The organism is Rhizobium mongolense subsp. loessense, from assembly GCF_900099775.1.
Classification (GTDB): domain Bacteria; phylum Pseudomonadota; class Alphaproteobacteria; order Rhizobiales; family Rhizobiaceae; genus Rhizobium; species Rhizobium loessense.
The window spans coordinates 104,908-123,900 of sequence record NZ_FMTM01000012.1 but is presented as its reverse complement, the minus strand read 5'-3'; the positions used below and the strand labels follow the sequence as shown (position 1 = coordinate 123,900).

General features: G+C 55.6%; 18 protein-coding genes. 7 read left to right on the top strand and 11 right to left on the bottom strand.

Going from position 1 to position 18,993, the window contains the following annotated elements; all coding sequences use genetic code 11:
* The first annotated feature begins 75 nt into the window (after nt 1–75).
* Nucleotides 76–966, top strand: a complete 891-nt coding sequence (locus BLP23_RS27805; protein ID WP_092587959.1) for a LysR family transcriptional regulator — start codon at nt 76–78, stop codon at nt 964–966.
* Nucleotides 967–1,184: 218 nt separating this feature from the next.
* On the opposite strand, the gene BLP23_RS27800 is transcribed toward BLP23_RS27805, so the two are convergent.
* The 8 genes from BLP23_RS27800 to BLP23_RS27765 all read right to left on the bottom strand — a co-directional run bounded on the left by BLP23_RS27800 (nt 1,185) and on the right by BLP23_RS27765 (nt 10,305).
* Complete coding sequence (locus BLP23_RS27800) at nt 1,185–1,460, bottom strand: hypothetical protein (protein WP_407691811.1); 276 nt, start codon at nt 1,458–1,460, stop codon at nt 1,185–1,187.
* 74 nt (nt 1,461–1,534) lie between these two features.
* On the bottom strand, nt 1,535–1,921 hold the full coding sequence (locus BLP23_RS27795; RefSeq protein WP_173412799.1) for a GFA family protein: 387 nt from the start codon (nt 1,919–1,921) through the stop codon (nt 1,535–1,537).
* Between the two features lie 915 nt (nt 1,922–2,836).
* The gene (locus BLP23_RS27790; RefSeq protein ID WP_092587958.1) at nt 2,837–4,516 is read right to left on the bottom strand and encodes a glycoside hydrolase family protein; all 1,680 of its coding nucleotides are present in this window, start codon (nt 4,514–4,516) and stop codon (nt 2,837–2,839) included.
* A 91-nt stretch (nt 4,517–4,607) separates the two neighbouring features.
* Complete coding sequence (locus BLP23_RS27785; RefSeq protein WP_092587993.1) at nt 4,608–5,984, bottom strand: NosD domain-containing protein; 1,377 nt, start codon at nt 5,982–5,984, stop codon at nt 4,608–4,610.
* Between the two features lie 133 nt (nt 5,985–6,117).
* Nucleotides 6,118–7,260, bottom strand: a complete 1,143-nt coding sequence (locus BLP23_RS27780; protein WP_092587957.1) for an ABC transporter ATP-binding protein — start codon at nt 7,258–7,260, stop codon at nt 6,118–6,120.
* A gap of 13 nt (nt 7,261–7,273) precedes the next feature.
* Nucleotides 7,274–8,110 carry a carbohydrate ABC transporter permease gene (locus BLP23_RS27775; RefSeq protein WP_092587956.1) on the bottom strand — a complete coding sequence of 279 codons (837 nt, stop codon included), beginning with the start codon at nt 8,108–8,110 and terminating at the stop codon, nt 7,274–7,276.
* Nucleotides 8,103–8,984, bottom strand: a complete 882-nt coding sequence (locus BLP23_RS27770) for a carbohydrate ABC transporter permease (RefSeq protein WP_092587955.1) — start codon at nt 8,982–8,984, stop codon at nt 8,103–8,105. Before BLP23_RS27770 ends, BLP23_RS27775 begins: the two co-directional genes overlap by 8 nt.
* Nucleotides 8,985–9,045: 61 nt before the next feature.
* A complete protein-coding gene (locus BLP23_RS27765; RefSeq protein WP_092587954.1) occupies nt 9,046–10,305 on the bottom strand; it encodes an ABC transporter substrate-binding protein in 1,260 nt (419 codons plus the stop codon).
* Between the two features lie 168 nt (nt 10,306–10,473).
* Between BLP23_RS27765 and BLP23_RS27760 the strand changes: the two genes are divergently transcribed.
* Both BLP23_RS27760 and BLP23_RS27755 read left to right on the top strand, forming a co-directional pair.
* Complete coding sequence (locus BLP23_RS27760; protein ID WP_092587953.1) at nt 10,474–11,496, top strand: LacI family DNA-binding transcriptional regulator; 1,023 nt, start codon at nt 10,474–10,476, stop codon at nt 11,494–11,496.
* 206 nt (nt 11,497–11,702) lie between these two features.
* Nucleotides 11,703–12,644: a carbohydrate kinase family protein gene (locus BLP23_RS27755; protein WP_092587952.1), complete on the top strand. Its 942-nt coding sequence runs from the start codon at nt 11,703–11,705 to the stop codon at nt 12,642–12,644.
* Nucleotides 12,645–12,950: 306 nt separating this feature from the next.
* Here the strand turns inward: BLP23_RS27755 and BLP23_RS27750 are convergent, their stop codons facing one another.
* Nucleotides 12,951–14,156: a NosD domain-containing protein gene (locus BLP23_RS27750; protein WP_092587951.1), complete on the bottom strand. Its 1,206-nt coding sequence runs from the start codon at nt 14,154–14,156 to the stop codon at nt 12,951–12,953.
* Nucleotides 14,157–14,825: 669 nt separating this feature from the next.
* Nucleotides 14,826–15,461, bottom strand: a complete 636-nt coding sequence (locus BLP23_RS27745) for a TetR/AcrR family transcriptional regulator (protein ID WP_092587950.1) — start codon at nt 15,459–15,461, stop codon at nt 14,826–14,828.
* A 122-nt stretch (nt 15,462–15,583) separates the two neighbouring features.
* On the opposite strand from BLP23_RS27745, the gene BLP23_RS27740 reads away from it, so the two are divergent.
* The 4 genes from BLP23_RS27740 (at nt 15,584) to traR (ending at nt 18,634) form a co-directional block, all read left to right on the top strand.
* On the top strand, nt 15,584–16,462 hold the full coding sequence (locus tag BLP23_RS27740) for an SDR family oxidoreductase (protein WP_092587949.1): 879 nt from the start codon (nt 15,584–15,586) through the stop codon (nt 16,460–16,462).
* A 318-nt stretch (nt 16,463–16,780) separates the two neighbouring features.
* Entirely contained in the window at nt 16,781–17,071 is a 291-nt protein-coding gene (locus tag BLP23_RS27735) for a DUF1330 domain-containing protein (protein WP_092587948.1), read from the top strand.
* A 397-nt stretch (nt 17,072–17,468) separates the two neighbouring features.
* Nucleotides 17,469–17,822 (top strand): ArsR/SmtB family transcription factor, encoded by a 354-nt coding sequence (locus BLP23_RS27730; RefSeq protein ID WP_092587947.1) that lies wholly within the window; start codon nt 17,469–17,471, stop codon nt 17,820–17,822.
* Nucleotides 17,823–17,929: 107 nt separating this feature from the next.
* On the top strand, nt 17,930–18,634 hold the full coding sequence (gene traR, locus BLP23_RS27725) for an autoinducer-binding transcriptional regulator TraR (protein WP_092587946.1): 705 nt from the start codon (nt 17,930–17,932) through the stop codon (nt 18,632–18,634).
* Nucleotides 18,635–18,643: 9 nt separating this feature from the next.
* On the opposite strand, the gene BLP23_RS27720 is transcribed toward traR, so the two are convergent.
* Nucleotides 18,644–18,952 (bottom strand): transcriptional repressor TraM, encoded by a 309-nt coding sequence (locus tag BLP23_RS27720; RefSeq protein WP_092587945.1) that lies wholly within the window; start codon nt 18,950–18,952, stop codon nt 18,644–18,646.
* Nucleotides 18,953–18,993: the final 41 nt, after the last annotated feature.

The following is an 18,993-nucleotide window of genomic DNA, read 5'->3' as shown; positions in this document are numbered from 1 at the left end:
CATTCATCTTGATTTCGTGGGGGAACTGGATGTATCTCGGTGCGGTGGCGGCATGGCTCACTGAGGTATGACAGGATGGAGACTGTTTGGCTGGCCGACCTTCAGGCTCTGGCAGAAACACTGAATTTTTCCCGTGCGGCCGAAAATCGCAACGTCACGCAGCCAGCGTTTGGCCGTCGTATTCGAGCCCTGGAAGAATGGTGTGGGTTGGAATTGGTAGATCGATCCACGCACCGCCTGAAGCTGACGGCAGCGGGAGAAATAGTGCTGGATGCGGCCAACGATGTTGCCAACCGACTGGAACGGGTGAGGCAAGACCTGGATCGTACACGGGTAGATTCTTCGACAGTGACCTTCGCCGCGACCCACGCGCTGTCATTCGTGTTCTTCCCAGGCTGGATACAAGGCCTCGGGCATGTCACCTCGACCATGCCTATTCGACTGTTGTCCGATAACATGAACGAATGCGAGAAGATCATGTTGGAGGGGCGGGCCCAGTTTCTCCTGTGCCATTACCACGAGAACAGCAAAATTCGCCTGGACGCGGCGGACTTCAAACATGTCGAGCTGTCGACAGATCGGCTAATTCCCGTCTGTGGCAAGGATGGGAAAGGTGGTGCGCTTCATCATCTGCCCGGTACGCAGGAGGCTCCGGTTGCCGAGATTGCATTCGAAGAGAAGTCCGGCATGGGGCGCATCCTTGCCTCGAACCTGTCGTCCAGACTCGGCGAGCTTCATCTCAAAACAGTCTTTACGTCCCATCTTGCGATGGTGCTAAAAGCGTTGGCAGTCGATGGGAAGGGTGTGGCCTGGATACCCGAAAGCCTTGCTGCGGACGAACTGGGGCCAAAAGGCCGGCTGACGAAGGCTGCGTCGGATGAATGGGCCGTTAGCGTGAAGATCGTTCTTATCCGCCCTCGAAAGCGGATGACCGCTATTGCGGAGGCGTTTTGGGAGCTGATCTAGAAATTGGCTGATCGTGATGCTGGTCACGAGCACGACTGTCATCGGCCTATGAAAATCAACGATGGGTGCGAACGCGTCAGCCTCGAAGTCCAATTCCGTTATTCTTGATCCTCACCTAGGCGCTCGCGTCGAGCGCCCCGGTTGGAATCAATGCCAGGAGATGAAATAGCTCGGAGCTATGCTCACGGCGGGGCCGTTTACTCATAACCTCACGAACTTCAGGTTTCAGACGACGCGGTCAACGCATTCTCGAGCAACACTCTGGCTGCATCGCGGATTGTCTTGACAAGTCCAGGATCGGGCGTCGATTGCGCCATCACAATCGAGCCCTGGATGAGCGACAAGATCTGGATCACGGCTTTTTCGGGGTCGCTCAATGCCAGGGGCTCGATGAGTGAGGCAACGAATTCATGCAAGGCCTTAAAATAGAAGGCGATGGTCGTCTGTACGTCAGGGGAGTTAGCCTCCGGTCCAAATTCGGCCAGCCCCTTCACGAACGGACAACCACGGAAAGAGGGCGAACGGAATGGTTCGTCTAGCTACTTCCGCCTGCAGCATCGTGTTGACGTTACGCAAACTGTGGCAACCCGTCGTGTATCTCGTACCACTCAGCCTTCGAGGCGACGAAATAATGTGCGGCCGGCGGCGCCGGCAGCGGCGTATCGAGCGTCCCCAACCGCAAACGCACCACCTCCGGCATCGTATCGCGGCGACTTATGATCGGTGAACCGCAATTGGAACAAAAGAAGCGTTGGACACCTGGCAAAGAATCGAAGGCCTTCAACGACGACTCGCCCTCGATGATCACAAAGTCGCTGGCCGCAACGGCTGCATTGGTCGCAAACGCGGTTGCAGTCGCTTTGCGACATCGTGAACAGTGGCAATAGATTGCTGGACCAAGATCTCCGCGAACTTCGTATTTCACCGTGCTGCAGAGGCAACTGCCTTTATACATAGTAGCTCCTGTGACTGAAGGCCTGCACTGGATCAGCTTCCGCCCGAGCTGTCGCGATCAATCCGTTGAGGATCTGCCTGTTACGACCGACGGTGTCGCGCATAGCCGCCACGACATTTTATCCCAGCCGGGCCAGATACAGCACCGAGCGCTTCGGGAAGCTGCTCCTTGCGCCGGTCACGGCCACTCCCTTATTGCGCATCACAGATCCCTTGATCGTCGGATAATGGCAAAACTTTATACCGTTCTGTCTGCCTAGGCAACTAAGTATACAGGCCTGTCTGTCCGCACTCATGCCCAGCGTTCAACCAGCATTGGTACCAACAATGCGATCCGAGATCGCCCAATCCGGCGGCTTACTCCAGACCGCTATCGCCATTGAGCCGAAGGCGGAGACAATCCTCCCAGACGATCTAATCCCGCAGGCGAACTTGTGCTGTCGATCGATCCTTCGTGCAGGTACGAGGTCAGCAATGCCGTCATGCCGGCGATCGCGGAACCGTGGTCAAATGGTCAGTTCGAGGAACAGGTCAACACGCTCAAAATGGTCGAAAGGCATGTACGGCAGAGCCGAGATCTAGCGGCTCAAAGTTCGCCTAATCGGCGCGGCGTGACGGTATGTTCCATTACCAAGACTGCGTCAAATCCATACTCCACACGAACACAGGTTCGGACGATCCATTGAAACCGCCTGAGGCAACGATCGCTTTCGGCGGGTGGACGCTGGCAAGATCCCAGTCTAGCTGCGAATATTTGTGTCTCCATCGCTTAGATGCGGCAACCGTTCGTGAACGGTTTCGATAGGCCAGCTCTTCAGAAGAGAATAACACAGCTTCTCGACGTTCCTCGGTTTATGGCGGGCACACCAGCTAACGGCAAAACTGAACTGACGAAGCTGGATCCTAGTTATTTCCTCTATTCACCCCAATCGCCCGAGGCCACAAAAAACGAGACATGCGTTGGTCGAATTGCTTCGATGGAGATCAAGTCGGGTATGGTATTCACGTAATTACGCCGCGTGCCGGCCACGGCACACCCATCGGCGAAGATTTCGATGATGCCTCGATCATGGATGATCCGCAGGTCCGTTAGAATCGGTGTCGCAACCCCGTATTGGATGGACCCATCATCTTGTGGTAGTCTTACCGACAACTTTTGTTCCCTGACTGAAACAACAAACGACAGGTCGCCCGATTGCGTCGCGACAATCTCGATATCGCTTAGATCGCCTTGTAGCCTTATGTCGACAGGTTGTGCTGGCAGATTATAGACGGCCGACTGAAGAGATTCGGTTAGGAAAAGCGTGAACGCAGATTCGGACTCCTTTGCCGGCTTCATGCAAATCCTGTCGTGGTCATCCAGGAATAGCTCTCTTGGCAGGGACAGTTCCCCTGAGTACGGCGAGCCAACAGGCTTTCGGAATTCCCAGTTGAAGAGCCATGCGAAGGCAATCTGCCTCCCGGCCGCCGAGAAGCTTTGCATGGCATAGAAGTCAGTCCCAAAATCAAGGAGTTGCAACGTACCAGAGCCAGGAATGAAACGATCGTCTTCAAAGTCGCCAACCAGGCCGTAAAGAAGATTATGTCGTCCGCTTTCGGGTTCGAGATGGCCGACGAAACCCATGATCAGTACCCATTTGCCGTCGATCGGAAAGAAGTCCGGGCACTCAACCGCCCTGGCACCTTGAGCACGAAAATGCGAGGGTGCCCGATAGAGCGGGCCCAAATAGCTCCATTCCAACAGATCGCCGGAACCGTAAAGCAAGACGGCCGGGTCGCCGTGCAGGGAAGCGCCGAGCACCATACGGTAGGCCCCGGCGGTGTCATCCCACCAAACCTTCGGATCGCGAAAGTCGTGCTCGACTCCCTCAGGCCGATCTTCCAATACGGTCACGATGCCTTCCGCCTTGATCATCCACCGATCTGGGCGGGCGATTTTCTGAATTTCCCGATAACCCTTGAAAAGGTCGTAGGCTGGCAGGCGTTCGGTGTAGAAAAACATCAAGCGTCCATCTCGATCCCGAAAGGCGTTGCCGGAGAACGCGCCGCCTGTTGCGCCGAGACGCCACAGGTTCTGTTCTGGATGCAGAAATACCGGCATGTGAAGCCACTTGATCAGATCGCTGCTGGTCGCATGTCCCCAGTGCATTGGCCCCCAATCACTGCCGCAGGGATGGAATTGATAAAAAAGGTGCCATAGCTCGCCGATCTTGCAGAGACCTACGGGGTCGTTCATCCAATGCCGGATTGGCGAAAAATGAAGCGCGGGCCGATCCGTATCTGACCGAAGCCATTCTTCAATTTCCGCACCGGTGCGTTGAAGTATTTCTTTTTCGGAAAATTCAAGAACTGTTATACCAGTCTCGTTCACGATGTGAGGCTGATAGGCATAGGCCCAAAGAATAGCGTCCGGCGAATTGGTGACAATAGTGACCTCGCAGGCTTCCCTGTGATGATACGTGAAAAACTCCGGATGGGACGCAAATGACATGGCCTGCCAAACTGCTTTCCCATCAATGTCGATACGAAAAAAGCCGTCGCCGGCGGCCCAAAATTCCAGGCGGCACCCTGAAGGCAGGAACAGGCTTTGCTTCATCAATGGGCCATCTTCCCGTTTTCCATTTGGTTCGTCATGAACAGAACTCCGAATAGTCGTTGAATTCTCAGACTGTATTGCGAAGGTCGATCTAAATTGAAACTTTGCCGACTATTGCGTGGGGAACTGGAGTGCCCCGGAATGCATTCATCGTTGTGTCAATTTCAACCTGTTCGTCATTGCCCGAATCCAGGATCGTGTTCCGTACCGACCCCTTTTGGACCAGCACTGCCGTTACTTCGAGCGTCTCCAAATTGTTTGTTGAAAGCAACGCTCCCACCTGCGTGGAAAAACAGGCGCTGTTCGGTGCATCACTGATTTGCGAGATTTCGGTTGTGGCCACAATGTGATTATTGGCTATGTAGTTGCCACTCCCGGAAACCACATTAATGATCACCGGCTTTACTCCGAGAGGCTTGAGATATTGAGTGTCGATCGTTTCTGAAATGTGATTGGCGATGACCGAATTGTTGCTGCCAGCGATGTGCAAAAGTCCGAACAGGTCATCGAGGCCGTTATCGTACTTCTGCATGGGCGCCCACGGCTCGCGATCTCGCAAGAAGTGATTTGAGGACACAAGATTCTCGCAGCAGTTATCAGTAAAGACCAGCATCCCTGGGTAAAAGGAATGGAATCTGTTGCCCGTAATCGAGGAACGCACTACGCCAGAAAAATGGACGCTACTGGATCCTCGTGGGAATACGTTGTTTGAGGCCACCAGAATGCCCCCATAATTTTCTGCGTAAACAGAATATCCCTGATATCCGGCTCCGACAAAGTTATTGGCTATTCTAGAGGCCTGGCCCATGCCCTTCAATTCGATACAGTTGCCGCACTCTGCAATAAAATTGTTATCTATTGCCAGCGCATCTGCATCATGAACAGTAACGCCATGCTCCAGATAGATAAGACCCATCCCCGTTATTCGGAATGAGTCATTGGCGCTACCTACATAGATCCCAGTCTTGCCATTCCTGTATGTATTTTCCGCATCATTTTGCCCCGAACCATCGTCAATGAAGTGTAGGCCGTCGATGCAAAAATCGGCGAACTCCACGGAGCTTATGCGAGGATTTCCGGGGCGCTTGACATAGAACGCAGCTCCAGCGGCCTCACCGCCAGCGGTCTCAGGAGAAATGTCCACAAGAATGCGGCTACCGCCGGGCCATACTTCGCGCCAGTGTGCCAGCTCGTTTTTGGGGGTGTTGAACCGGATGCTCGAGGACGTAAATCCGTGGCCAGAACCCACAATTTTCAGATAGCTGACGTCGATAACAACCTGAGTGACCAGCCGATAATCGCCTGGAGGTATATAGATAACTGCGCCGGGCTTTCCGCCATCATTCAGATCGCTAACCTGCTGTCTGCTTTTGATATCGGCAATGATGCTGTTGATGACCGCGCCGATATCCTCATGAGGGTTCCCTGCGGGATATGTTGTTACATCGTACCGGTTTTCGCTAACCATTGTTAATGTCTCCTTGGACATTGCTTACTCCGCAGCGAGAGTAGACTGATGTTCTCGATTGGCCTGTTCTCGCAAACCGCGTGGAAAATGCGTTTAACCGGCTCTCCCGTTGAGTCTGCTCGTGGCCGAACCATCACCAGATGCTGGTGCGGGTTGCCGGTTCAAAGAAGTGAAGTTCTTCGGCATCGACAGCGATGCGCGCCATATCACCTGAGCGCACCGTGCTCTTCGGCGAAAAACGGGCCACAGCAGCTCTTTCGACTCCGATATCGGCGCTGGCGTCAGGGTCGCCGGCATCCACCCAGGGCGCGTCGATATTCAGATGCACCATGGATTCGGAACCGAGCGCCTCGACAAGGGCGACCGGGGCCGAGATCTCGGCCGAAGAGGGCCGGGTTGCGGCATCGTTCATATGCTCCGGCCGGATACCGACAATGACCTGACGGTTGGACGCGCCGTGGAGCGAGGGGCGGTCTTCGAAAACCCGATCAGGGATTTTGAAACTGCTGCTACCCAGTGTCAGCGTCCTCCCATTCAGAACGGCCTCATACAAGTTCATTGAGGGCGATCCGATAAAGGCGGCGACAAAAATATTGTCAGGACGATTGTACAGGTTCTGTGGTGTATCGACCTGCTGCAAGACGCCGCCTTTCATGACAGCGACGCGGTCGCCCATTGTCATCGCCTCGACCTGGTCGTGGGTCACGTAGATCGTCGTGACATTCAGTTTTCTTTGGAGACTGGCGATCTCGGCGCGCATCTGCACGCGCAGCTTGGCATCGAGGTTCGACAGCGGTTCATCCATCAAGAAAGCCGCCGGTTTGCGAACGATCGCTCGCCCCATTGCGACACGCTGACGCTGACCCCCGGAAAGAAGTGCGGGCTTGCGGTCAAGCAGACTTGTTAGTTCAAGGATGCCTGCCGCTTCTTCCACGCGACTGGCAATCTCGGTCTTCGGCAGACCCGCCATCAGCAAGGGAAAAGCAATGTTCTCCCGCACAGTCTTGTGCGGGTAGAGTGCATAGGACTGGAAGACCATGGCGATGTCGCGGTCCTTGGGGTCCACATCGTTGACTAACCTGTCACCGATCCTGAGTTCACCGCTCGTAATGCTCTCCAGGCCGGCGATCGTCCTCAGCGCCGTCGACTTTCCACATCCCGACGGACCCACGAAAACCATGAATTCGCCATCCCTGATATCGAAGCTCAGATCATGCAAGGCATGAAAGCTGTTTCCATAAACCTTGTTGATATTGCGCAGCTCTATACCGGCCATGCCTTTGCCTCCCTCATCCTTTTACAGCGCCGAAAGTCAGGCCGCCGACGATCTGTTTTTGTAGTGCGAGTGTTACGATGATGACGGGCAGCGAGTAGAGGACGGCTGCAGCTGTCATCGCCCCCCAGGCAAGCCCATAGACCGAATTGTATTCGGCGATGACGATCGGAGCTGTCTTGGTGGCCTCCGACGTCAACAGCAGTGCGTAGAGGAACTCGTTCCAGCTTGTGATAAAGGTAAAGAGCGCGGTGACCGCTATCCCCCCTGTCATCACCGGCAGGATAATCTTTCGAAACGCCTGGAAGCGTGTGCAGCCGTCCATGCGCGCCGCCTCTTCGAGCTCCTTCGGCACACCCTCGAAGAAGGCCGACATGAGGAGGAGTGCCAGCGGTACGGCGGCCGACGTGTGAGCGAGAACCAAGCCAGGAATCGTGTCGAGCAGACCCAGCGACTTCAAAAGCTGGAACAGCGGCACACCGAGCGACACCGACGGCACCATGCGGGTGACCAGGGCAAAGAGCAGGAAAAGCGTCGTGATCCGGCGCCGGTACTGGGTCGCGACATATGCGGCAGGCACCGCCACCAATAGCGATAGAGCAGTCGTCAGCACCGCTACGGTGAGGGAATTGACGAAGGCTTTCGGTAATGTGGAGGATTGCAGGACCTCCCGAAAATTCTCGAACGATACAACCGCTGGAAAGAAGCTTGGCGGGATCTGCTGGACATCGGCCGCTGGCTTGATAGAAGTCATGAGCAAATAAATGTAGGGTATCGCGTAGGAGAGAACGAGCACGAGGGCAGCTGCGTTGATCACGACGCCGCTCATATTCAGGCGGTGACTTCTAAGCATGGACGGGTCTCCAGATCTTCCAATAGGCGACCGCCGCCAGAAGCATCATGACGATGAGAAACAACGTTCCAGATGCTGAAGCCTCGCCGAGATCGCCGAAACGTACCATGCGCTGGTAGATGTTCATGGAGAACACTTCCGAAGCGTGGCGGGGCCCACCCTGCGTTTGTATCCAGATCAGGTCGAACGTCTTGGCTGCATCAACGCCACGAACGATCACGACGACAGCGATCACCGGACGCATCAGCGGCACGGTGACGTGCCAGAACCGCTTGAGTGCGTTCGCCCCGTCGATGCGAGCCGCTTCCAGCAGGTCTTTCGGGATATTCGTCAGGCCCGCATAAGAGACAAGCGCGACGAAGGACGTCGTCAGCCAGATGTCGGCGAACGAGACCGCGTATATGACGATGTCCTCGTTCGACAGCCAGGCGATCTGACCGGGATCATCGATCAACCCCAGGCTAGTCAGCCCGTAGTTCAAAATGCCGATATTGCCGACCAGAAGAAACCGCCACAGCAGGCCCGCGACAATGGGCGGGACCATCAACGGTAGAGCGAAGATCGTACGGTGCCACCGCGACTCCCCCGTCATGCCTGAAAACAGCAGCGCGGCACCAAAACCGAAGGTGAACTCGAAGAACAGGGCGAAGACCGAATACTGAAGTGTCCGCAGAGCGCTCTCCGCGACCCGTTTCGACGTCAACGCGTCGACATAGTTCTTAAGTCCAACCCATTCGCGTATATGAGGCGTGATTGTATCGACCTTGAAAAAGGAGTCGAATACCAGGAGCCCGACCGGGTAAGCGACCAGCACGCCGAGGATGGCGAGTGCAGGCGCGAGCATGTAGAGTACAAATCGGTCTTCACCCGACATCTCCGTCTCCGAAAGCTAAGGGGGTGAAATTCACCCCCGAAATGTTGAGGAATGGACGAGGCTAGTTGAGAATGTCCTCGATCGTTTCCTTGGCTTCGGTCAGCACTTGCCCGATATCGGCCTTGCAAGTGAGCGCCTGCTGGAGCGCCGGCAGCACAGCTTCATCCACGATTTCCTGATATTTTTCGTTTAGCGGCCGACCTTGGGTCGCAGGAGCACTCAGCGTCTCAAGAAGCGGGGGGAAGTGCTCGTAACCCTGTTTGCCGGCATAGCTGCGATAGGCTGAATTCGTCGCGGCGAGGCCGAGCGGGGCCTCGATGCCCAAGGCGTTGTTTGCGATCGCGTAAGCGATGAACTTTTTCGCGGCGTCCTTGTGTTGGGACGCCGAGGGGACGACGTTGTACCAAGGCCCGGGAACAGCGGCGATCCCGGCGTCACCGGCCAGCATCGGCACTACGCCGACCTTGCCGCTGACCTTTGAATCCGGAGGCGTCATCTTGTAGGCATGCGCCCAGAACTTCATCATCGCCGTTTTGCCTTGGTAGAACAGGTTCTGGGCCTCGCCCCAGCCGATCTCATTGACGTTTTCCGGGACGGAATGGTCGGTACAGTGCGGCGCAATATAGAACTCGAGCGCTTTCTTGTGCGCATCGTTGTCAATGATAACCTGCCCATCCTTGTCGAGGATTACGCCTGGGGAACCCGCCTGCAGCACATGCGCCATCCATTCCTCTGAGAAGGTGCCGATGGTGTCAGTCCCCCAGAAGTCGATCTTGCCGTCACCGTCGGTATCGCGGGTGAAGAATTTTGCGATATCGCGCCATTGCTGCCAGGTCTTGGGGGGCGCGAGGGGATAGCCATACTTTGCCTGGAAAGCTTCCTTTTCCTCCACCTTGTCAAACAGGTCCTTGCGATAGAACACGATCTCGGCATTGGCCCAGGCAGGCATGCCAATCAATTTGTCGCCGACCTTTGCGTCCGCAAGCAAGGCAGGTGCTAAATCCGCGCGAACGGCATCGGTGAAAAGTGCCGAGAGGTCCTCGACATGGCCCGCGAACTTCGCATTCCATACGACGTCGATCGTCACGACGTCGAACGCGGAAGAGCCTGAGGCGATTTCGGCAGAAAATTTATCGAAGACACCCTGGTAGGGAACGACGGTGAATTTCACCTTGATGCCGGTCTCAGCGGTAAACTTTTCGGCGACGCTCTTCTGCAGCATCTCGCCGCCGCCCTCCACCAGGATGTTGATGGTTTCGGCATTGGCAGTCGCGACCATGAAAACCAGCGAAAGTGCGCTGGCGCAGAGCAATTTTTTCATCGATTCCTCCCTTCGGCTCGCCGCACTGGCATTGAGCCCTCCTTCTTGCGGTGAACATAATCCCCGTATGACGACGTTGTCAACGTCCAATGTCGACGTTGTCATAAAAACATGTCGACGTTGTCATGCGTCTGGTTTACAACAAATATCATAAGGAGATTGGTGGGCATGGTCAGTATAGTCAGTGTCGCGAAAGTGGCTGGGGTTTCGAACAAAACTGTTTCTCGCGTCATTAATGGCGAACCGTATGTGACGGAGGAAACCAGGGAGAGGGTGGAAAAGGCCATTCGAGACCTCGGATACGTGCCAAATATGGCGGCGCGCCAGATCCGTTCGAGCCGGTCCAACACATTTGGCATCATCACCGACTATGTGTCGACGACGCCTTACTCGGTGGATATCGTTCGCGGCATCCAGGATTGGGCAAATGCCAACGGGAAAACCATCCTGATGGCAAACACCGGCGGCGTTTCCGAACGGGAAGCGGAAATCTGGAAAACGTTTCAATCCCATCGGATTGACGGCGTTCTTTACGTCACGATGTATCATCGCATCGTGGACCCAGAAACCGGGAATGTCGGCATCCCCACGGTGATGATCAATTGCAGGCCTCAAACGAACGAATTGTTTCCCTCGATCGAACCTGATGACTACCAGGGTGCGCAGGATCTTACGCGCTATCTGCTTGAAAAGGGCCATCGAAGGATCGGCTACATACGGCTCAACCCGATTTTGTTGGGGGCCGAAATGCGCCTTGACGCATTCCGCCAGACCACGTGGGAATTCGGCGTTTCGGAGAGTGACCTGTCCATCCGTCTCGGTATGGAAGGGCCGGTTGGTGCTGAGAAGAACTATGTTTTTGAGGCGGCAACAGAGTTGCTCCAGCAAAAAGACCGCCCCACCGCAATCATGAGCGGCAACGATGAGATGGCGATCCAGATCTATATTGCAGCCTTGACACTGGGTCTGCGCATTCCGCAGGACCTCAGCATCGTCGGGTTTGACGATTTTCGCACGGTATCCATGGCACTCAAGCCGGAGTTGACCACCGCGGCATTACCTTATTATGATCTCGGCTTCGAAGGAGCGAAGTGGTTGAATGGCTTGCTCTCCGACGCCATGATTCGTCCCAGCAGCCGTGTCGTTCCCTGTAAATTGGTCGAGCGCGCTTCCGTCTGTCGAACACAATAAAAATGGATGCGGCTTGTCTATTCGCGCGTATGGGTGTGGCATCGGTTCAACCTGTGGCGTTGTTGCCTAATTGAACTAGCAAGGAAACAAACGAGCGTGCGATCCGCCGTAACGCATCGAAAAACCGTCTTCAGCAATGGGTGAACGGTGTTTCTTGCCTCATGTGCAAAATCACTTACCGCAAACATTCATCGAAGGATACCGGTATGATCATCTGCTGCGGAGAAGCGCTGATCGATATGCTACCGCGCGAGACAGCGGTCGGAGAGATGGCATTCGCACCCTATCCCGGCGGCGCGATCTTCAACACCGCCATCGCGCTCGGTCGACTCGGCATTGCCACGGGGCTATTCACCGGCCTGTCGAGCGACATGTTCGGCGATATCTTGCGCGCCACGCTGAAATCCGGCAATGTCGATTTCGGCCCCAGCGCGACCTCGGATCTTCACACGACGCTGGCATTCGTCAAGCTCACCAACGGCTCTGCCACCTACGCCTTTTTCGACGAGAACACCGCCGGCCGCATGATCACGGAAGCTGACCTACCGACGCTCGGCGATTCCTGCGAGGCGCTGCACTTCGGCGCTATCAGTCTAATCCCGGAGCCGTGCGGCTCGACCTATGAAGCCCTGATGACGCGAGAACACCAAAAGCGTGTCATCTCCTTCGATCCCAATATCCGCCCCGGTTTCATCAAGGATGCGGAGGCCCACAAGGCACGCATGCTGCGCATGGTGGCAATGTCGGATATACTCAAGCTCTCTGATGAGGATCTTAAGTGGTTCGACGAAGAGGGAAGCCACGACGAACTGGTCGGCAGATGGCTGCAGCGCGGACCCAAGCTCGTCGTCATCACCAAGGGAGCAGAAGGCGCCGATGGCTATACGTCGCACGGCAAGGTATTCGTTCCGGGTGAGAAGGTGACGGTGGTTGACACCGTTGGCGCGGGCGACACGTTCGACGCGGGCGTTCTTGCTTCTCTGAAGATCAACAACTTGCTGACCAAGGCGCACGTCGCGCGCCTGAGCGAAGACGCCGTCCGCGACGCCTTGACGCTGGGTGCCCAGGCAGCAGCCGTGACGGTCTCTCGGGCCGGAGCGAACCCGCCCTGGAGCTATGAGCTCGGGCCCAACGGACACCTGAAATAGAGCCGATCCGCAAGGGCCGTCACCTAGACGGGAAATCGGTGACATTGACAAAGAGAATCACGAGCTGATCTGGTTATTACACCAGATACCATGTTTAGCTTGGTGGACGTTTCGATGCCGAGCGGCTAACTCCACCGAGATCGGGGCGGTGTCTGATCTCCAGCGCCACATCGATCACTGTATCGCTGCGAGTCCGTTCGGTCAGGACGATCTTGCCATGCAGCCGGCGAGCGACGGTTCGCTCGCCGGCGTCAGATATTGCGGTCGCAAAACCTAGGCGCGCCTTGCCAGGGGCAAGGTAACGGTTCAGGGGTTGGGAACGATGGCATTCAAAGTTCCGAGATCGGAGATTTGCGCACTGGAGCCGCTGTAGATTACCTTGCTCTGCGTCAGAGCGGCACCGAGACGGACGGCGATGTATTGGAGATCGGGAATCGCCGCGAGAACGAAGGCGTTGTCGCTGATCCAATTAAAGACGCCGGACTCCGCATTGATGACGACAATCGGCCCATCATCCGAGGTGTAGCCCTGAGGATCGACCAGAAAGTGGTTGTTTGAGATCTTGTTGTTGTCGCCCTCGATGCGAAGGATTCCGTATGTTTCCGGGAGTCTGTTGTTGTATCCCTGAAATGGAGGATAGGTTTCGTTCTGCCTGCGGATCAAGTTGGCAGCGACAAGCGTTTCATTCGTTCCGATGAGCCTGATTAAGCCGGGATAGAAGCCGGCAAAGCGGTTTGCGGTGACACTGCATCGTGCGCTGTTGGTCAGTTCGATCAGACTGCCGCCGCGCGGAAAAACATTGTTCGCCGCGATCAGCAGCCCATCGGCGCCGGTCGCCGCGATGGATTTGCCGTTGTAGCCGGCACCGACCAGATTATTCGTCACCTTGCAGGATTGAGAGGCCTCAAGTAATTCCACGCAACTGCCGCACTCCGCGATAAAGTTTCCATCTACCGTCGTAGCATCTGCGCCCTCCATCGCGAGTGCTCGCTCAAGGTACACAAAGCCCATGCCTCGCACGACGAAGGAATCGCAATCGCCCTCCACGTAAATGCCGGTCTTGCCGTTGATATAGCTGTTGCCGTCGCCGCTGAAATGCAGTCCGTCCATGCAGAAGTCGCGGAATTCGAGACTGGCGAGACGCGGTTGAACACCGTTGCGGCGCGTAACGATCGCCGGAGTGCCGGCCAACTTGACCTTGACATGACTACCGCCGGCCACGGTTTCCCGCCAGTTGGAAGTATCGGGCGTGTTGTCGCGAATGCTGAGTGAGGTGAACCCATGGCCTTCGCCTCGGATCGTCAAGTAGGAAATGTCGATAACGACCTGAGTCAGCAGATCATAGTCACCAACCGGTATGAGAATGTCACCACCGGGTTTCGCGGTCTGGCTGGTCTGATGAGCCTTGATGTCCGCGATGATCTCGTTGATGACTTTCCCAATGTCCTGCGAGGCAGGCACCGAGCCATGAAACTTCGTTACATCGTAGGTCGATGAATGCGGGCTGGTCATGTGCGGTCGCTCCATTAATTGCCTACCAATAGCTTCGGGTTTGCGGATCGAAGAAGTTCAATTTTCCGCGCCTATCGAGGCGCGGGGCCAAATCACGGAGGCGAAAGTTGCTCCGGGCGGGAACGTGGGCGCCGCCCCCTTCCAGGAAAATATCGATGGTTTCAGCGTTGGCTCACGCGACCATCAATGGAAGCGCGAGTGCTGGCAAAAAGCTTTTTTGTCCTCGATTTCTCCCATTCGGCTCGTTGCATTCGCATTAAGGCTTCCATCTCGGCGCGAACATAATCTCCGCCTGACAACGTTGTCAACGGGAAATGTCGACGTTGTCATGCCTTGTTCCTCGACGCATCGCGTCAATGACTCTGAGTGTCGGCAACAATGGTTTGACGCGGGCCCACACTTACAGACGGACGGGCGCTTTTAAAAAATGCGGACAATGGGCTCGCCGCGTCGAGCGCCCCGCTGGAATCGATAACATGAGACGAAGTGGCGATGTCACGCTGTCTGCAGCTTAACGGTTCGGGGACTATCGTATCTTAAGAAACGATACGGCGATGGCGTTGCAGATTCGGAACCGTCTCTACGTTCCCGGAGAAGAGGTGATTGAAATCGATAGCACTAGCTCAGATCTGCGCTTGTGGCGGGGCCGTCCCCGCCACCTCACGAACTTCAGGTTTCAGACGACGAGATCAACGCATCCTCGAGTAACACTTTGGCTGCATCGCGAATTGTCTTAACAAGTCCAGGAGCGGGCGTCGATTGTGCCATCACAATCGAGCCCTGGATGAGCGACAGGATCTGGATCACGGCTTTTTCGGGGTCTCTCAGTGCCAGGGGCTCGATGAGTGAGGCAACAAATTCATGCAAGCCCTTAAAATAGAAGGCTATGGTCGCCTGTACGTCAGGGGAGTTAGCCTCCGGTCCGAATTCGGCCAGCCCTTTCACGAACGGACAACCACGGAAAGAGGGCGAACGGAATGGTTCGTCTAGCGCGTCAAAAATAGCGAGGATGCGCTCCAGCGGCGATAGTCCGGTTCTTTCAGTCGCGGCTGCGAGCATCTGAAACCAGATATCACTTTTGTAACGTAAATAGGTGGCGATCAGGTTGGCCTTCGACGGAAAGTGTTTGTAGAACGTCATCTTGGCCACCCCGCTTTCGGCGATGATGCGATCGATCCCGACAGAGTGAATGCTGAACCGGTAAAACAGGTCCGATGCCGTCTTTAATATACGTTCTCGCGGGGCGAGGGCGTTAAGCGGTTGTGCCTCCACATCCAAAATTTCAAGCGCGCTGCGCGATCGCATTTTCCAAACCCCAAATTCTTCGTTCGTGTAGACAGACTATTCTGTAAATTTTGGGATTGCAAATACATACAGGTCTGTCTATTGATATTCGCGCCCATTGGATTTCAAAGAAAGGTCTCGAGATGAGCGGAAAAGTCGTTGTTGTAACCGGCGCGAGCAGTGGTTTTGGAAATCTCACGGTGCAGGAACTCGCGAGGCGGGGTCATACGGTGGTTGCGACCATGCGTGACATCGAAGGAAGAAATGCAACAGTCCGAAAGGAACTTATCGACGCGGTGAAAGCTGAAGGACATGAGTTGCAAGTCCTTGAAATGGATGTCTCCAACGAAGCCTCTGTCAATTCCACAATCGACGTAGTTATCAAGCAGCACGGAAAAATCGACGCTCTCGTCAACAATGCCGGTCTGATGCCCGTCGGGATCACGGAAGCCTACACTGTGGCAGATGTCGAACGGCTCTTTGCGGTCAATTTCTTTGGCGCGGTGCGGGCCGACCGCGCCGTTCTGCCGCATATGCGAGCCGCCGGCAGCGGGCTGCTCGTTCATGTGACATCCCTGATGGGGCGAGTGGTCTTTCCGTTCTTCGGCACCTACTCCGCGAGCAAGTTCGCGCTTGAGGGGCTTGCCGAAGCCTATCGATATGAACTAAAGGGCTTCGGAATCGACTCCGTGATCGTCGAGCCAGGGCCATTTCCGAGCAACCTCATCTCGTCGAGCCCGGAGCCGTCCGATCATTCCGTGCTTGCAGCCTACGGCGAAGTCGCGGCAATCCCGGGTCAGATCAAGTCCAACGCCAACGCCGGACACGACGAGGCCAATCCCCCGCGACCCCAACGGGTGGCCGACGCGATCGCGCAACTTGTTGAGGCCACGGAGCGACGTCCTTTGCGGACAGTGGTGATGCCAGAAGGCATGGACTTCGGTGTCCAACGACTGAACGAGGCCGTGAGCCCGATCCAAAACGACATGCTCATCGCGTTCGGCATGTCGAGCATGCTTTGACAGGATCAGTGCGATCAGCACATTCTACAGCACAAAGTTACCGCGATTGGCGGCCGCAGCGGAACTGTCCGCAGCCAGGACGGTCTTCTTGCTCTTTCACTGGCCGTCGGGACCACCTGATGTCGTCGCGGAAGGCGGATATGACGGAAGAGGGCGATAGTGCTCTAAGTCCCAATCCGCCTTCCGCTCATCGCCCAACGACGGCTGGCGTCGCTCCAAATCCGCACGCTGTCGGCATTGTCTTGGGCTTCGAACAGAAACGTCTCAAGGTCGTCATCGCACCCGACTTGGCCTTGAGCTCTAAAGGAGATTTATAGCATGATTGCTTATGCCATTTTCATTCAAGAGCGGACCCGCGACGCATCTGAAATGCAGACATATGTCGAACTGTTAAGACCTCTGTTAGGGAAATCTGGAGGAACCGTACTCGCCGTCCACGGCCCTCAGGATGTCCTCGAAGGTGCTGCTCCTGAAGGCGTAGTAATGGTCAGCTTTCCCTCCATGGAGGCGGCCCGCGCCTTCTATGACAGTTCCGAATACCAGGCTGCCGTGAAGCACCGTTTCCTCGGGGCGGATTATCGGTCCTTCATTATAGGCGGGATCAACTAACTCCGGCCGACTTCCACTACATTTGCATCAGAACGGTCCGTCGTTCCGAGTAACAGCACTTACAGGCCTTATCCTAGGTCATCGTTCGTCTTGCAACCGGGTGCAAACAGCAATAAGATTTTTTGAGGCCCACAAAAGGCGGCGCTGAGCTTATCTCCGCTCTCGCGAATGAGACGCCACTCCGAACGATTTTATCTGCCAGCTTTTTTAGAGGCGAGATGGTTGTTGGGTGATTAGCATAAGCCAATCCACGCTGTCGCAAGCTCGAGAAATTGTGTTCGAATACGGAATCCATCGCTTCGCAGGACTGTCTAAATAGTGCCGTTTAACCGATTAGACACCGCAGCCCGGCCGCATATGGCTATAGATTCTCAACGATTTGGGGGTGAGTGGTTATATGGAAATCTCAGACTTGAATTCGAGTAAGAACGTCGATGCGAGTATCGACAACGATTTCCGAGCGCGATTGAAAAATAGCGCCAAGCTTCTCTCCAACTTGGCCAATGAGACTCGGCTGCGAACGATTTATCTCTTGGCGTCGAGAGGCGAGATGTTTGTCGGAGAGCTGGTGTCGGAGATCGGTATAAGCCAATCTGCACTGTCGCAACATCTGGCTAAGTTGCGGGAGGCCGGGATAATTGCGACGCGGCGTGACGCGCAAAAACACTTTTATTCGCTTCAACACGATTGGATGCGAGACCTTCTGACGGCGCTGGACGCGGTCTACACGCGAAATCTTCCCCAGGCATAGACGTTCCATAAATCGCATTATGCAATCTCGGGTTGCATATAAGATTAAATGCCCTTCAGTGAGGAGCCCCTCGTGACTTGTCCCACCTGACAATTACGGAGTAAAATATGCAACATTGGCTGGACAAGCTCATCGACCTCGCTGCGCTTCGGGGCGACGAGAATGTACTCAAGGATGCTCTTGCCCATCTCGCCCAACAAGCGGGATTTTCCGGCTACGCTTATCTGTACATCCGGCCAGGCCACACGATAGCCTCATCAAACTACCCCCCCGAATGGCGAGCGATATACTTCAAGCGAAAATTCGAAGCCATCGATCCGATCGTAAACCGAGCGAAGTCGCTGAAGCGGGTCTTTACGTGGAGTGGAGAGGATGAACGGCGGCGCTTGGCGAAGGAGGAGCAAGCGTTCTTCGATCAGGCAGCGGATTTCGGAATCCGCTCCGGCGTCACCGTCCCTATTCGAGCGGCCAATGGATCGACTTCCATGTTCACGCTCGCTTCAGACAAATCTTCAATTGACCTCGAACGCGATATCGATCCTGTCGCGGCGGCGGCAGCTGTCGGGCAGCTCCACACCCGCATGTCGATGCTGCCCCTCACACCGGACGCACAGGATCCGGCCTGGCTCGACCCGAAAGAGGCCGCCTACCTCAACTGGATCTCGGTCGGCAAGACGATGGAAGAAGCTGCCGCTCTCGAAGGCGTCAAATACAATTCGGTGAAAAGCAAACTTGAAGAGGCTAGAAAGCGCTTTAAGATCCATACGATGCCGCACCTGGTGGCGCTGGCCATCCGGGCCGGGCTAATCTGACCGCGGACTTTAGTTGACAGAAACTATTGGGATGAAACCCAGAAGTACAACCAGCGTGTTCACCGCGCTCATTTGCGCATGCATCTCGATCATCGCTTCGATATATTCGAGATGCTGCTCGCCTCCTGCAGCCTTTCCGGTCTTGACGTCGTCCGGCAACACCTGGAACAGCTGATCGGCCCTCTCGACAAGCTGCCTGTGCAGCCGAATGGCATTTACCGTCAAGGTCTCGATATCCGAGCCTGGCAGTCCGCGCGTGAGCCCGATCACCGGGCGCAGTTCACATGTGTCCGACACTGCTGAATCTTTCAAATCCATTGGTGATCCAACCCCAAGATATTGTCTGCGGTACGCCCCCG